Origin of the sequence: Sinomicrobium sp. (assembly GCA_029266035.1) — a bacterium.
Taxonomy (GTDB): Bacteria; Bacteroidota; Bacteroidia; order Flavobacteriales; family Flavobacteriaceae; genus Sinomicrobium.
This window is the reverse complement of record JAJUFH010000039.1, coordinates 1-15,152: the sequence shown is the minus strand read 5'-3', so window position 1 is coordinate 15,152 and position 15,152 is coordinate 1. Positions and strand designations below refer to the sequence as shown.

Below are 15,152 nucleotides of genomic sequence, written 5' to 3'. Positions count from 1 at the left end.
CAACGACCACATGGTTCACTAAAAAATATGAAACCAGAAGAATTTGAAACTTTTCTTTTGGGGCGCGCCCCAAAAGAAAGACCAACAGTAATCATTAATTATTAACCTGAAAAAAGGCAAGCTTATTCAGGCAAGGTCAAACTATAAACCACAAACAATAAACAACAAATTCCCCTCTAAAATTCAGACCTTCAAAAAGTTGGTTAGAATTGCAAAAAACTATAATTTTGCAGCCTGTTTTTATATGCCCTATTAATTTATTAAAGCAAATAAATGGATATTACAAGAGAGCAAATTGACGAGTTGAATGCGGTAGTAAAAGTTGCTATCAGCAAGGACGATTACAGCGACAAGGTTGCTACGGTTCTTAACGATTACCGGAAACAAGCAAATATACCCGGGTTTAGAAAAGGACACGTGCCGATGGGACTGGTTAAGAAACAATACGGGAAAGCTGTACTGGTAGATGAGGTAAACAAACTTTTGCAAGATGCGCTCGACAAGTATCTGACCGAAGAAAAGCTCGACGTTTTGGGCAATCCGCTACCCAAACCACAAGACGATTTTGACTGGGATGCAGATGATTTTTCCTTTGAATTCGAACTGGGGCTGTCTCCCGAATTTGAGGTGAAGATCAAGGGAAGTAAGGCGATAACACACTATCACATCGTGGCCGACGACAAAATGCTCGACGAACAGGTAGACAGGATCCGCAAACAATATGGTAAACTCATCTCTAAAGAAGAAGTAGAAGAAGGCGATGAGGTAACAGGAACCTTTATCAACGAGGAAAAAAACATCAATAGCAAGGCTACATTTTCGCTCGACAAAATAAAGGGTAAAAGAAATCTCGGTAAATTCACAGGAGCCAAAGTAGGCGATGTAATCGAATTGAAAACCAAAAACCTCGTGCAAGACGAGCACGACCTGATGCACTTTTTAAGCATAAGCCACGACGAAGTTCACGATTTGGATATTGAAGTGAGCTTTACTGTCGAAGAAGTAAACAAGAGAGAAGCTGCAGAACTGAACCAAGAACTCTTCGACAAACTCTTCCCCAACGGAACTGTAAGTAGCGAAGAAGAACTCAGAGCACGTATCAAAGAAGATGCAGAAAAACAATACGAGCAACAGGCCGATCAGAAACTTCTAAACGATATCACCGAATACTTGGTAGAAAATACCAAATTTGACCTCCCTGCCGAATTCCTAAAAAAATGGATTCGCCAAACCGGAGAAAATCCGCTTACAGAAGAACAGGCCAATGAAGAGTATGAAAAATCTGAAAAAGGATTGAGATATCAGCTTATCGAAGGTAAAATTATCAGTGAAAATGACCTGCAGGTTTCTTTCGACGAACTTCAGGATTTTGCCAAAGGCTTTATAAAAATGCAAATGGCTCAATTCGGACAAACCGATCCGTCGGATGAAGAACTGAATAGTATTGCAGCGAGAATACTCTCCAACCGCGACGAAGTAAAACGCCTTTCCGAACAGTTGATGAGTACAAAATTGCTGAATCTATACAAGGAAAAAGCAAACCTCAAAACCAAAGAGGTGTCTTTCGAAGATTTTATCAAGGAGGCATACCAGTAATTTGTTTGAACTACCCGAGAGTATCTCGCAAAACACCGAGTGGGTAAAGACAAAAAAATAACTATATTTAAGGCGTTAAACCGTATGGTATTTAACGCCTTTTACTTTAAAAAAATAACCTTATGAATTACAGCAAAGAATTCAAAAAATACGCCACAAAACACCACGGGGTAAACAGTATGTATTACGACAAGCTCGTAAGCAGGGTGACTCCCGTAGGTATGACGCCAAACATTATTGAAGAGCGGCAGATGAACGCTGTAGCCATGGATGTGTTTTCGCGTTTGATGATGGATCGCATTATCTTTCTCGGAACAGCTATCGACGATCAGATCGCAAATATTATCCAGGCACAGTTGTTATTCCTCTCTAGTGTAGACTCGTCTAAAGACATCGAAATTTACATCAACTCTCCAGGCGGTAGTGTATATGCCGGATTGGGTATCTACGACACCATGCAGTTTATAAAACCCGATGTGGCTACCATCTGTACAGGAATGGCAGCATCTATGGCCGCTGTATTGCTCTGCGCCGGACAGGAAGGAAAACGAAGCGGACTCACCCATTCTAGAGTGATGATACATCAACCTTTGGGCGGAGCTCAAGGTCAGGCCAGCGACATCGAAATTACCGCCAGAGAGATTCTCAAACTCAAAGAAGAATTGTACAATATTATCGCTAATCATTCGGGACAAGCATACGACAAAGTTTACAAAGACAGCGACAGAGATTACTGGATGAAAGCAGACGAAGCCAAGGCTTACGGAATGATTGATGAAATCTTAGCAAGGAGTTAGAACCTAAAAAATTGCAATGGCAAAAGAAGAATTAGAATGTTCGTTTTGTGGAAGAAAAAAACCTGAGACTAATTTGCTCATAGCAGGTTTGGACGCCCATATCTGTGACCGCTGTATCGAACAAGCACACAGCATTGTGCTAGAAGAAACAAAGCAATCGCAATCGGAAGAACTCTCGGCCGAGCTCATACTTAAAAAACCACAGGAAATCAAAACCTTTCTCGACGAGTATGTCATCGGACAAGATGTGACCAAAAAGGTACTTTCTGTAGCGGTTTACAACCACTACAAACGACTGCTACAGCCCAACACCAAAGATGATATTGAAATTCAGAAGAGCAATATCATGATGGTGGGACAAACCGGTACGGGAAAAACCCTGATGGCAAGAACCATCGCTAAAATGCTGAATGTCCCGTTGGCTATAGTCGATGCTACCGTACTCACCGAAGCCGGATATGTGGGTGAAGATGTAGAGAGCATACTCACCCGATTGTTGCAGGCAGCAGATTACAACCTAGAAAAAGCAGAGCGAGGCATCGTCTTTATCGACGAAATCGACAAGATTGCCCGCAAAAGCGACAACCCTTCCATTACCCGTGACGTTTCTGGCGAAGGAGTGCAACAGGCTCTGTTAAAACTCCTGGAAGGAACCGTGGTAAACGTACCCCCGAAGGGCGGGCGCAAACACCCGGACCAGAAGTTTATAGAAGTGAATACAGAAAATATTCTCTTTATTGCAGGTGGAGCGTTTGACGGTATGGAAAAAATTATATCAAAACGACTGAATATGCAGGCCGTAGGATATAATGCTGCAAAAGACGGAGAAGTGATAGATGAGGAAAACTTACTCCAATACATCATCCCAAAAGATCTGAAAGAATTCGGTCTCATCCCCGAAATTATAGGTAGACTACCTGTACTTACCTATATGAATCCCTTGGATGCAGAAGCCTTAAGAGCCATTCTTACAGAACCAAAAAACGCCATTATCAAGCAATACAGCAAGCTCTTTGACATGGATGATATAGAGCTAAAAGTAACCGACAGCGCACTTGACTTTATCGTGGATAAGGCGGTAGAATACAAATTGGGAGCCAGAGGACTGCGGTCTCTTTGCGAAACCATACTTACCGATGCGATGTTTGAACTGCCAAGCTCCGACGAAAAGAAACTGAAAGTAGATCTCGCCTACGCCAGTGAAAAACTGACTAAAGCTAAGGTGAGTAAGCTAAAAGCAGCTTCTTAAGGATACAGATTTATAAAAAAAGTAAAGCCGGCTTCGCAAAAGAGTCGGCTTTGTTTTTGTAATTAACAGACGATTAAGCCGTCCGATTGTTCATCTCGAGCATCTCTTCCATATAATTCCTCTGGTTTGAAAGACGAGGCACCTTGTGCTGTCCGCCGAGCTTGTCGTAGGTTTTGAGCCAGTCGTAAAACAAACCTTTACGCGCCACATTGATGCGCGGCATATTCAGTGTCATATTGTTGTATCTCTTAGCCTCGTAATCCGAATTTAGCGACTTAAGTCCCTCGTCCAATTCCTCTGCAAAACGATCCAAACATTCCGGATGTTTGCGAAATTCTATCAACCATTCGTGACCGCCCTTCTCCCGACCTTGCATAAAAATTGGAGCCACCGTATAATCTACCACCTCACAACCTACTGCCTTACAAGCTCGTTTCAGGGCTTCTTCTGTATTTTCTATGATGAGTTCTTCACCGAAAACATTGATAAAGTGCTTGGTTCTGCCAGTCACCTTGATACGGTAGGGAGAAGTACTGGTAAAACGCACCGTATCACCTATGAGGTATCGCCACAAACCGGCATTGGTAGTAATGACAATAGCGTAGTTCTTCCCCGTTTCCACTTCCCATATCGGAAGCACCCTTTCATCGGCCGTACCAAAAGTATCCATAGGAATAAACTCGTAAAAGATACCGTAATCGAGCATCAACAACAATTCGTCTGAATGGTTGCGGTCTTGTATTGCAAAGAAACCTTCTGAAGCATTGTATATTTCGTAGTACTGAAAATTGTCGCGGGGCAGTAACTTTTCATACTGATCGCGATAGGGGTTAAAACTCACCCCTCCGTGAAAATACACCTCCAGATTGCTCCACACCTCAAAGAGGTTTTCTTTTCCTGTTTTTTCCAGCACTCTGTTCAACAACACCAGCATCCATGAAGGCACTCCTGCAAGACTGGTCACATTTTCGCGCATGGTTTCATTGACAATAGCCTCGAGCTTGGTTTCCCATTCGCTCATCAACGACACCTTATTACTCGGTGTACTGCTCATTTCGGCCCAAAACGGAAGGTTGTCTATGATAATAGCCGAAAGATCGCCAAAAAAGGTATTATTGTCTTCATACAACGATTTACTACCCCCAAGCCGGAGACTCTTCCCGGTAAACAATTTGGAGTTTTCGTTGTTGTTAAAATAAAGCGACAACATATCTTTGCCTGCCTTAAAATGGCAATCCTCAAGAGATTCGGTACTCACGGGAATAAACTTGCTCTTGGCATTGGTAGTTCCACTGCTCTTGGCAAACCACCTGATAGGGGTGGGCCAAAACACATTGTGTTCTCCCCGTCGCGAGCGTTCTATATAAGGTTCCATATCCTCATACCTACTCACAGGTATATTGTCTCGGAATGCTTCGTAGTTCGTCATGGTTTCAAAGCCATACCGCTTGCCAAATTCGGTATCACTTGCCATACCGAGAAGCCGGTTGAGCAGTTCTACCTGAACTTCTTCCGGATATTTGAGGAAGAGTTCCATCTGGTAGAAACGCTTTTTCAGCCACCAAGATGCTATGGAGTTAAACAATGGGATCGACATTTTTTGCGTACTTTTACAGTCCTTTTCTATATTGACAGGCAATAAAAATACTAAAAAACTTTACCATGTACCAAGGTGTCCTAATAAAAATGAAAACCGAATTCACCTATCCTGTAAACTACTATCTGGTTTTCAGGAACGACTTCGTCAACCTCAATCAATTACTCGATCGGGAAATCGGAATTTCTTTTGTTTCTTACGAATGTCTCAACTGCCATTTAAACAAGCCTATTTACCGCCAAGGCTTTTGCAAAAGTTGTTTTTACGAAACTCCTACCGCCGGAGATTGGATTATGCGTCCAGAGTTGAGCAAGGCTCATCTAGACCAGGAAGACCGGGACTTGAAATATGAAAAAGAAGTACAACTACAACCACATGTGGTATACCTTGCCCTCTCTAGCGACGTCAAGGTTGGGGTTACGAGAAAGACTCAAATCCCCACCCGATGGATAGACCAAGGAGCTCACCAAGCGATAGCAGTAGTCGAAGTACCCAATCGCTACCTCGCCGGGATTACTGAGGTAGCTCTTAAAACCCATATGACCGATAAAACTAACTGGCGCAAAATGCTGACCAACGATCTGACTGATGCCGATCTTGTCTCAGAAAAGGATCGATTGGGCGATTTTCTTCCAGAAGAAGTAAAACCCTATTATTTAGACACCAACAAAAAGGTATACACCATACAATACCCCGTACGGCAATATCCCGAAAAGGTAAAAAGTCTCAACTTAGAAAAAACACCCGAATACAAAGGGAAGCTCAAAGGAGTAAAAGGACAGTACCTCATTTTTGAAGACGGCACCGTGTTCAATGTTAGAGGGAGTGAAGGTTATGTAGTAAATTTAAGCCTCATCTGATTACAAACTGTAAAAAATCCGGAGATCGACTGCCCGACACTCCGGATTTTTTTATTTAATTGACCGTATCTTTTTTCTTTTTCCCGAAGAGTCCTTGCAACACATTTTTTGCTGCTTCCTGTACGGCTTCCTTTTTCTCGGTTTTTGTGGTATCTGCTGTCACAGCGGTAGAATCTTTTTCTTTTCCACCTAGCAGATTGCTCAGTGCATTCTTGCCCTTATCAACCAATTTATCCTTCTGTTTGGCTACCAACTGCTGTGTAAGGTTGCTCACCGCCGATTTCAAATCGGTAGACACTGTAGGACTGCTTACACTTCCCCCTATGGTAGCCGTAACGGGCACAGTGACATTGTCCTGTTCTTCTTCACTGAGCTGTGCCAACAGATTTCCAGCTTCTTTACCCAAATATTTGGCCGGCAAATTGAAAGTCGCGGTATAGGCCATATTTTGGTCAAAGCCATGGCTTCCACCTACCTCTATATCCATATCCTGATACTTGATATGAAAAGGTTTCACATTCACCTTACCCTCGTCAAACGACAAATGGGTTTTAATATCCTTGAGGCTGAGTTTGTCCACATCCAGAAAATCGAGTTTCCCTACCAGTTCGCTCACCAGTTTAGAATTTTTTGCATCTATACCCGAGGTGAGCACCTCCGCAAGGGCATCACCAGATATTGTCATCAGATTGGGCGTAAAATCGTCGTTCAGATTTCCTGAAAAAGACAAATCTGTATTGAGTTTTCCCTCTAATATACTAGCTATAGGCGTCAATGCCTGCAATAGATCGAGCTCTTTAAACGATTCGGAAAGATTAAAGTCGTCCATCTTGAGCTTCATATCAAAAGTAGGGGTATCTCCTTTGGTCGACACACTTCCGTCCAGTCCCAGTTGCCCGTTAAACAGGTTGGATTTAAGATCTATAAGGGTAGCTGTTTCATCTTTAATAAGTAGTGTACCCTTTACGTTTTTCAGCGTGAGATTATCATAAATCACCGTATTGGCCGAGGCATTTACAGTACAGTCTAAGAAAGAGGGAATTTTAATCTTCTCATCACCTGTTTCTGAGGTAGTGTTGGTTTCGCTCTCCTGTTGTTCTTCAGTTTCTTCCTCCTTTTCATCAGCTGAATCGGCCACCATAAAATCGTTGAGAGAAAAAACATCGGAAGACAAATTGAAGTTCCCCTTCATCTTTTCGTCGTTAAACACAAAGCCCATCAGGTTGTTTATAGTACCCGATGCATTGAGGTCGGTTTGTCCGGTTTTGGCCGTAAAGGTATTCAGCGATACCGTTTCGGGATTAAAGCTCACATTTGCCTTGCTTATACTCACCGGATTGGCCATTTCTGCAGAAGAGTAATTAAATCCGGAGAGGTCGAGTGTACCCGAGTTTTTGGTGTTCTGATATTTCCCCTGTTCTATAGATGCCATATCAAAAGCCGTGCTAATATCGGCTACCAATATTCCGCTCAACTCCTCTTCCATAGGAAAGGGATAAGCTTGAGACAGATTGGCCAGATTGAGTTTTCCGTCTATACGGGCATTGACATGCATATTCTCCGTTACCTGATCCAGTCGTGCATTGGCGTTGAACACATCCTGATCTATACGGAAAGACAACTGTTGTATATCTACATAGGTATCTTTTACGAGTCCGGTCTTATTTACCACTTCAGTAAGCAGACGAATATCGCTCACTGATTTCGGCAGATCGGGATACTTAAAGGAGGCCTTATCCGAACTGATTTGTATATCAAAAGCGGGAATATGCACATCGTCTACCACACCCTTAACTTCTCCTTTTACCTCAAAATTTCCAGTAGTTTCTACGTTTTCAATACTTCCGGAATAGGCTTCGGGGATTACTGCGAGGAAATTTTTAAAATCGGATGAAGGGGTATTAAATGTAATATCCACCTCCTGATTGTTTTCATTGAGTTGCACATAGCCGTCAAACACCAATGCCAGCTGATTGAACAATAAAGTATTGTCGAGAAAGCTGTATTTGTTATTTTCGAGATCGACCCCGATTACCGCATCCAGCTTCACCTTGTTCTTGTTGATATAAGCGGTGCTGTCCATCACAAACGACACCAGTGCATCGGTGGTCGTACTCAACTCTGAAGTGGTGAGCGATAGGTCTCCGCTTCCGGAATGGTTTAGCTGATCGAGTACAAATTCCATTTTACTTTCTTTGTCGAGGTAAGAAATCCGGCTATCATTGATTTCGTATTGCTTTATAGAAAAGCTAAAATCGCCACTTTCCCCTTCGGCTTCTCCGGCTGTTTCTTCTCCACTGTCTTCTTTGGCTATATCGTAATTGGCCTCACCATCGCTGTTTACCAAAACATTTACCCTTGCTCCTTCTACTCCAAAACTACTCACTTCCATTCCACTCCCCTTAAAGAGTTCGCCCAGTCCCATCTGTACCGAAACCTCATCGGCGTAAAAAAGGGTATCTCCCACAAAGGGTTCTTTATTAATCACACTGATTTCGTGCAGTGCCACTGTCGCCTTGGGGAAGCCCTTGAGCAAGCTTATATTTAGGTCTGTAAAATCTACTGTCGCGTTTAGATTGTTGTTAATGCTCTCTTTAACAAGTCCCGTAATCTTGTCTTTAAACAATATTGGGGCTACTGCCAGCACTAAGATCAGCGCTCCTAAAACGATCAATAGAATTTTAACTCCCTTTTTAAGTTTCATTTTTTTTATTTGATTAATTACCACTGTACACATAACGCATACAACAGATATTTTGTATATTTTTTAGCAAATACAATTAGTAAATAACGAGTTCATAAGGAAGCCGAGCCTGTACTCCTTTCTGTTGTGTAAGCTGTTTGATGGCTTGTAATACACGATAGCCTTCCTCCCCTATCTCTTCCTTGATAATCTGTTCTTTTCCTCCGGTGACAGACACCCCTATAAAAGTATCCATCACCTCCTGAACGCTGGTAGAATACACCGGGTAATCTACAGTTACATATTCGTCCATTCCTGCCTCTTCGGCCGCATAGGCTAAGGCGTCGTTCAAGCCTCCTATTTCATCGACTAAGCCTATTTCCAAAGCTTCGGCACCGCTCCACACTCTACCCTGAGCTATGGCGTCTACATCTTCTGTTTTCATACCGCGCCCTTTTGCCACGTGACCTACAAAGGTTTTGTAAATATGCTCTATGCTTTCAGTAGTCACTTGTCGATATGAGTCAGACAACGGTTGAAAAGGACTGTATCCCAATGCCTGTGAATTGGTGAGCACATGTTCTGCATTAACCCCCATACGTTCGGCGAGTTCTTTTATATTAGGCAGCATTCCAAACACCCCTATCGATCCGGTAATAGTAGTGGGCTCAGCGTAAATTTTATCTGCACCGGCGGCGATATAGTATCCTCCCGAAGCCGCGAGATTACCCATAGAAACCACTACGGGTTTTTCTTTTTTGGTCACTTCCACTTCTCTCCATATAATGTCCGAAGCCAAGGCGCTACCCCCCGGAGAGTTGATACGCAATACTACGGCCTTTACCTTATCGTCTTTTCGCGCTTTTCGAAGCGACTCTAGTATAACGCCCTGTCCTACGACATCCTTATTGCCTTTGCCGTATACAATCTCGCCCTCTGCATAGATTACTGCAATGCGGTCTTTACCGTAAACCTTCGACTTAGTGGCTGTATATTCGCTGTAATCCTTCAACTTCACATACTTCACTTCTTTATCCCCTTCCAGTCCACAAGCTTCTTTGAGCGACGATTCGTATTCGTCCAGATACGCAATACGGTCTACCAGACCTTCTTGAAGCGCCATAGCTGGGGTTCTAGCACCGAGCGTATTTGCGATAGTGTTAAGTGTTTCGGCAGGTATACCGCGGCTTACAGAAATATCTTCTATCACAGTATTCCATAGTGAAAACAGCAGTTCTGAAACTTGTTCTCGGTTTTGCGGACTCATTTTATTGTCGAGGAAGGGTTCAACGGCACTCTTGTATTTTCCGTGTCTAATCACCTCCAGTTTTATTCCGGTCTTTTCCTGTAGATCTTTAAAAAAAAGTACCTCCGAGGCCAATCCTTTAAAATCGATATCCCCCACTGGATTCACAAACACCGAGTCGGCAACAGAAGCGAGGTAGTAATCTTTTTGAGCGTAGACATCGCCGTAGGCATAGACAAATTTTCCCGTAGCTTTAAATGCTTCCAAAGCCTCTCTAAGAGCCCCTGTCTGTGCGATGCCGGCTTGAAAATTATTGTTCCGTATACTTATCCCCTTTATCCTATCGTCTTCGGCAGCGGCATCTATCGCTTGGAGAATACGATTGAGTCCGTCGTACTTCTCAAAATTCACTCCAAAATCGGTAAAGTCAAACTTCCCGCCGTAATCTTTAAGCTGACCGTCTATTTCCAGTTGCAATACCGCTGTTTCAGGTACATTTATCACTTGCTCCTGACTTCCTGCCAGCGACACAAAAATGAGAAGCATCACAAAAAAAACACCGAAGGCAATTAGGCAACCCAATACAGATGCCAAAAGGTTTCTCAAAAATTTCATTACTTGTACGTTTATATGTTTACGGCAGCTGTTTGCCCAAATCGGACAAATACGTGTTCGTCACCCTCTACCCGTCGTATCTCGGTATCATCAGAATTGATCAATTCCTCACCAAAGACACATCCGGAAAAAATCACGAAAAACAGCAGTGCCACCAACACAAAGATAATCTTTTTCGTTATTGAGGGAATTACAACATAAAAAATCTCTCCGCTAGACCGAGGCATTTTAAGATTGCTCCTCTTCTTTTTTTACTGCGGTTTGACTCTCTTTTTTCTTATACGGGCGTATAATAAGTCTGGCTTCGCGGTCGAAGCGGATGTAGTTGTAGAGCCAGTTGACAAAGACCACCATTTTATTTTTAAACCCGATAAGGGCAAACAGATGCACAAATATCCACACAAACCAAGCAAAGACTCCCTGAAACTTCCAATGTGGCAAGTCGACCACCGCCTTATTCCTCCCCACAGTAGCCATAGCACCCTTGTCGAAATAGCGGAACGGTTTCATGGGTTTGCCCTGTATGTATTTTACCAGGTTGCTCCCCAGTAATTTTCCTTGCTGTATGGCGGGTTGAGCCATCATAGGGTGCCCATTCGGATACTTTTCGGTAGGCATATGCGCAATATCGCCAATGGCAAAAACATCCTTAAAACCCTCTACCTGACTAAATTCGTTGACCTTTACCCTATTACCTCTGGCGATCAGGTCTTTTCCGTCAATCCCTTTTAGGGTTGCCCCCTCTACTCCGGCAGTCCATATCAGTGTTTCCGTTTCAAAAGACAGATCGGTATTGGTAGTCACTGTATAGCCATCGTAATTGGTAACAATCACATTGGTCCAGATATTCACTCCGAGTTTTTCCAAAAAAATCTCCGCTTTTTTCGAGGCCTTTAAACTCATAGCATCGAGCACTCTATCACTCCCTTGCACTAAATTGATCTGCATCTGCCGTATATCGAGATCGGGATAATCTTTAGGAAGGATGCCTTTCTTTATCTCTGCCAATGCCCCTGCAAGTTCTACTCCGGTAGGTCCGGCACCTACGATTACAAAGTTCATCAAGGCGTTTCTCTTGTCCAAGTCGTTGGAGAGCAGCGCTTGCTCGAAATTTTCGAGAATAAGACTTCTGAGGTTGAGCGACTGCGGAATGGTTTTCATCGCCATACCGTTGCTCTTTACCGCCTCATTGCCAAAATAATTCGTTCTAGAACCGGTAGCTATCACAAGGTAATCGTATGTGATTTCCCCAATATCGGTCTTTACGGTCTTTTTTTCCGGTACTATCTGTGTTACTTCTGCCAGTCGAAAATAAGAATTGGCATAATTTTTAAGCACCTTTCGTATGGGATACGCTATAGAATCGGGCTCTAGTCCTCCCGTAGTTACCTGATACAAAAGTGGCTGAAAAGTATGATAATTATGACGGTCGAGCATTACGACCTGTACATCCTGTTTTCCGAGACGTTTTGCCAATTCCAAACCGGCAAATCCACCTCCTATAACGACAACTCTGGGAAAACTGGTTTTCGGAATATTCATAGAAAGATAGTATTTTATTCAAATTCCTTCTTGCCCTATATCTTGGTTATCGCCTAAAATATAAGGTAGTGCAAAGGTACCTTTTAAATATCGTTTAAAGACTATCTACAATTTGTTTTTTCAGTAACGGCCATAATCTAGTTACACTACAAACCCAAAGCGTTTTTTATTTGTAACAAAAAGACAGATATTGCTACTCATTAGCTAAAGACTATTTTAAACTGTGGACAAAGACCTGGAACAACGCTTTATCTCTCAACTTGAAAAGCATCAGAACATTGTGCATAAGGTGTGCCGAATTTACACTTCAGGGCAGGACGAGCACAGTGATTTATTTCAGGAAATAACCATTCAGTTGTGGAAAGCCTTCCCAAATTTTAGGGGGGATGCCAAATTTAGTACTTGGATGTACAGGGTAGCGCTCAACACCGCCATCACCCTTTACAGAAAATCGAAAAGGAGTGTAAGAGGCGATAGCCATGAATACGTATTAAACAACCTTAAATATCACGAATACAACGATGAAGAAGAACAACAACTAAAACTGATGTACGATGCTATAAAACAACTTAGCGACGTAGAAAAAGCACTGATCTTTCTGTTTCTGGAAGATAAGAGCTACAGGGAAATATCTGAGACGATGGGGATTACCGAGGTCAATGCCCGCGTAAAGATGAACCGGATAAAATCGAAATTGCGAACCATACTGAACCCGTAAATATGGACGAGTTTGAGCTGTTAAAAAAAGATTGGAAGAAAAGAGAAACATCACTGCCAAAACTCTCTTATGAAGATATCTATGCAATGATTCTAAAAAAGTCGTCTTCCAATGTAAAATGGATATTCATTATCAGTTTTGCAGAGATGTTGATAGGATTGCCCCTCTTGTTTTACACCCCCGACGAAACAGAGCACCTGAACTATCTCTTTATCGACATACTCACCTATGCCTCTTACCCTATATGCATTTACTTTGTATATCGATTTTATAAAAACTACAAGAAAATATCGGCTACCTCATCGGTAAGGGGACTTATAGATTCCATCATCAGAGCCCGAAAAACGGTAAAGCACTACATCATTTTCAATTTGTCGATTATGTTTGTCATTTCGGTATACGCCTCTGTAGCAACCTATATTGAAGAAAGTGGAGGGTGGACAGCATACAAACAATTATCAGCTCCTACAGATCACCTTGTACTCATAGCCCTTACTATATTGGCCACCTTGTTGATAATAGGCCTAGCCATAGGTTTCTACCTCCTTCTATACGGCTTTTTGCTACGACGTCTGCACAAGAATTACAAAGAATTGAAAAAAATAGAAGTATAGCTTAGGCGAAATGAAGGTATCGTTAAACTACAATGCAAAATACCGCTTTAAGCTATCTTTCCAATGCGGGACGGTGATACCGAAGTCTTGCTTAATGGCCTCCTTGCTCAATACAGAATAGGCAGGACGACCGGCAGGAGTGGGAAAGCGATCTGTGGTTACAGCTTTCACTTGGCAAGACAAACCGGATAGCTCCACTATGGCAGTGGCAAAATCAAACCAACTACACACACCTTCGTCGGTGTAGTGATAGGTTTTCACCTCTTTGCTGTGTAGCTTAGGAAGCATATACAGCAATACCTCAGCGAGATCACCCGCATAGGTAGGGCTACCAAACTGATCGGCAACCACCTCAATTTCTTGTCGCTGACCGGCGAGCTGGATTATTTTTTTTACAAAATTATTCCCTTCACGCCCATACAACCAAGCGGTGCGTACAATAGCCGAATTGCGAGGAGCTTCTTGGCAGATCAGTGCTTCACCTTCCCATTTGGTCTGCCCGTATACATTGATTGGACATATAGTATCGGATTCTCGGTATGGTTCACTTTGAGTTCCGTCGAATACATAATCTGTAGAGAGGTGTAACAGCCTAATATCTCTTTTCCGCGCGTGATGTGCGAGCACTCCTGCCGCTTTGGCATTGATTTCACGGGCGACTTCAGCTTCTTCTTCGGCGCGGTCTACTGCAGTATATGCGGCTGTATTGATTATAGCTTCTACGGGATAAGCAGATAAAAAGCGGACAATCTCCTTTTCGTTACAGAGGTTCACTTCTTTGCGCGTGCTAAATAGAAAATCCGCTTCCCTCCCTTTAACACAAGTCGCCAGCGCCCTGCCGGTTTGCCCATTTGCCCCGGTGACCCATACCTTACCCATGAAAATCAGCTTTAAGATCGATGAGATCTGCCTGTTCCAACAATGGTTGTGCCAAGTCTTTTTCCGACAATTGCAGCGATTCTCGGGGTAGTTGCCAGTCGATATTTAGTGCCGGATCGTCAAAACGGATTCCTCTCTCACTTTCAGGATGGTAGTATTGGGTACTCTTGTAAGCAAAAACCGCACTTTCACTCAGCACCACAAAACCATGAGCAAATCCACCGGGAATAAAAAGCTGCTTTTTGTTCTCCCCAGAGAGTTCTACACCCACCCATTGCCCGAATGTAGGAGAGCCTTTTCTGATATCGACCACTATATCCAGTACCCGTCCCGATACCACACGCACCAACTTGGTTTGCGCATAAGGTGGCAGTTGGTAATGGAGACCTCGCAGCACTCCAAAAGACGATGCCGACTCGTTGTCTTGACAAAAATCGAGGGTTTGTCCTGTAAACGCTTCGAGAGCATCACGCCTATAGCTCTCCATAAAATACCCCCTGTGATCTCCGTGCACAACAGGCTCACAGAGAATGACATCGGGTATGGTCGTTCTAATGAAATTCATAAACACTCTTCTTTACTATAAATGACAAGGTGATGATTTGACAATTGACTCCACTAGTGTCCCATTAAAATTGGGACGAGTTAAAAATTAAATAAATTTTGCCCATTAAGGCTATTTCGTTCTTTGTCATATTGAAATTTAGTTTTGGTAAAAAGGTCTCGAAGATTGGTTTTGTCAGTCAATGAAATGCT

The 15,152-nt window shown here is 42.9% G+C and carries 13 protein-coding genes; 6 read left to right on the top strand and 7 right to left on the bottom strand.

Annotation, left to right across the window (positions count from 1 at the left end):
- Positions 1–273: 273 nt before the first annotated feature.
- The 3 genes from tig to clpX all read left to right on the top strand — a co-directional run bounded on the left by tig (position 274) and on the right by clpX (position 3,642).
- Positions 274–1,596: a trigger factor gene (tig, locus tag ACYZZR_RS12800; RefSeq protein ID WP_461534407.1), complete on the top strand. Its 1,323-nt coding sequence runs from the start codon at positions 274–276 to the stop codon at positions 1,594–1,596.
- Positions 1,597–1,718: 122 nt separating this feature from the next.
- Positions 1,719–2,393 (top strand): ATP-dependent Clp endopeptidase proteolytic subunit ClpP, encoded by a 675-nt coding sequence (gene clpP, locus ACYZZR_RS12795; RefSeq protein WP_461534406.1) that lies wholly within the window; start codon positions 1,719–1,721, stop codon positions 2,391–2,393.
- A 16-nt stretch (positions 2,394–2,409) separates the two neighbouring features.
- Entirely contained in the window at positions 2,410–3,642 is a 1,233-nt protein-coding gene (gene clpX / locus ACYZZR_RS12790) for an ATP-dependent Clp protease ATP-binding subunit ClpX (protein WP_461534405.1), read from the top strand.
- Between the two features lie 73 nt (positions 3,643–3,715).
- Here the strand turns inward: clpX and ACYZZR_RS12785 are convergent, their stop codons facing one another.
- Positions 3,716–5,239 (bottom strand): GH3 auxin-responsive promoter family protein, encoded by a 1,524-nt coding sequence (locus ACYZZR_RS12785; RefSeq protein ID WP_461534404.1) that lies wholly within the window; start codon positions 5,237–5,239, stop codon positions 3,716–3,718.
- Between the two features lie 65 nt (positions 5,240–5,304).
- Between ACYZZR_RS12785 and ACYZZR_RS12780 the strand changes: the two genes are divergently transcribed.
- Positions 5,305–6,099: a DUF2797 domain-containing protein gene (locus tag ACYZZR_RS12780; protein ID WP_461534403.1), complete on the top strand. Its 795-nt coding sequence runs from the start codon at positions 5,305–5,307 to the stop codon at positions 6,097–6,099.
- A 55-nt stretch (positions 6,100–6,154) separates the two neighbouring features.
- Here ACYZZR_RS12780 and ACYZZR_RS12775 read toward each other — a convergent pair whose 3' ends face one another.
- The 4 genes from ACYZZR_RS12775 to ACYZZR_RS12760 form a co-directional block, all read right to left on the bottom strand.
- Positions 6,155–8,803 carry an AsmA family protein gene (locus ACYZZR_RS12775; RefSeq protein WP_461534402.1) on the bottom strand — a complete coding sequence of 883 codons (2,649 nt, stop codon included), beginning with the start codon at positions 8,801–8,803 and terminating at the stop codon, positions 6,155–6,157.
- 76 nt (positions 8,804–8,879) lie between these two features.
- Positions 8,880–10,643, bottom strand: a complete 1,764-nt coding sequence (gene sppA / locus ACYZZR_RS12770) for a signal peptide peptidase SppA (protein WP_461534401.1) — start codon at positions 10,641–10,643, stop codon at positions 8,880–8,882.
- A gap of 11 nt (positions 10,644–10,654) precedes the next feature.
- Positions 10,655–10,798, bottom strand: a complete 144-nt coding sequence (locus tag ACYZZR_RS12765) for a hypothetical protein (RefSeq protein ID WP_461534400.1) — start codon at positions 10,796–10,798, stop codon at positions 10,655–10,657.
- A 73-nt stretch (positions 10,799–10,871) separates the two neighbouring features.
- Positions 10,872–12,185, bottom strand: coding sequence for an NAD(P)/FAD-dependent oxidoreductase (locus ACYZZR_RS12760; RefSeq protein WP_461534399.1), 1,314 nt, complete (start codon positions 12,183–12,185; stop codon positions 10,872–10,874).
- A gap of 223 nt (positions 12,186–12,408) precedes the next feature.
- Here ACYZZR_RS12760 and ACYZZR_RS12755 point away from each other — a divergent pair, with 223 nt between their 5' ends.
- The gene (locus ACYZZR_RS12755; protein ID WP_461534398.1) at positions 12,409–12,903 is read left to right on the top strand and encodes an RNA polymerase sigma factor; all 495 of its coding nucleotides are present in this window, start codon (positions 12,409–12,411) and stop codon (positions 12,901–12,903) included.
- Between the two features lie 2 nt (positions 12,904–12,905).
- Positions 12,906–13,517, top strand: coding sequence for a hypothetical protein (locus ACYZZR_RS12750; protein ID WP_461534397.1), 612 nt, complete (start codon positions 12,906–12,908; stop codon positions 13,515–13,517).
- Positions 13,518–13,544: 27 nt separating this feature from the next.
- On the opposite strand, the gene rfbD is transcribed toward ACYZZR_RS12750, so the two are convergent.
- Both rfbD and rfbC read right to left on the bottom strand, forming a co-directional pair.
- Positions 13,545–14,396 carry a dTDP-4-dehydrorhamnose reductase gene (rfbD, locus tag ACYZZR_RS12745; protein ID WP_461534396.1) on the bottom strand — a complete coding sequence of 284 codons (852 nt, stop codon included), beginning with the start codon at positions 14,394–14,396 and terminating at the stop codon, positions 13,545–13,547.
- On the bottom strand, positions 14,389–14,961 hold the full coding sequence (gene rfbC / locus ACYZZR_RS12740; RefSeq protein ID WP_461534395.1) for a dTDP-4-dehydrorhamnose 3,5-epimerase: 573 nt from the start codon (positions 14,959–14,961) through the stop codon (positions 14,389–14,391). The genes rfbD and rfbC overlap by 8 nt, the downstream gene beginning before the upstream one ends.
- Positions 14,962–15,152 lie beyond the last annotated feature (191 nt).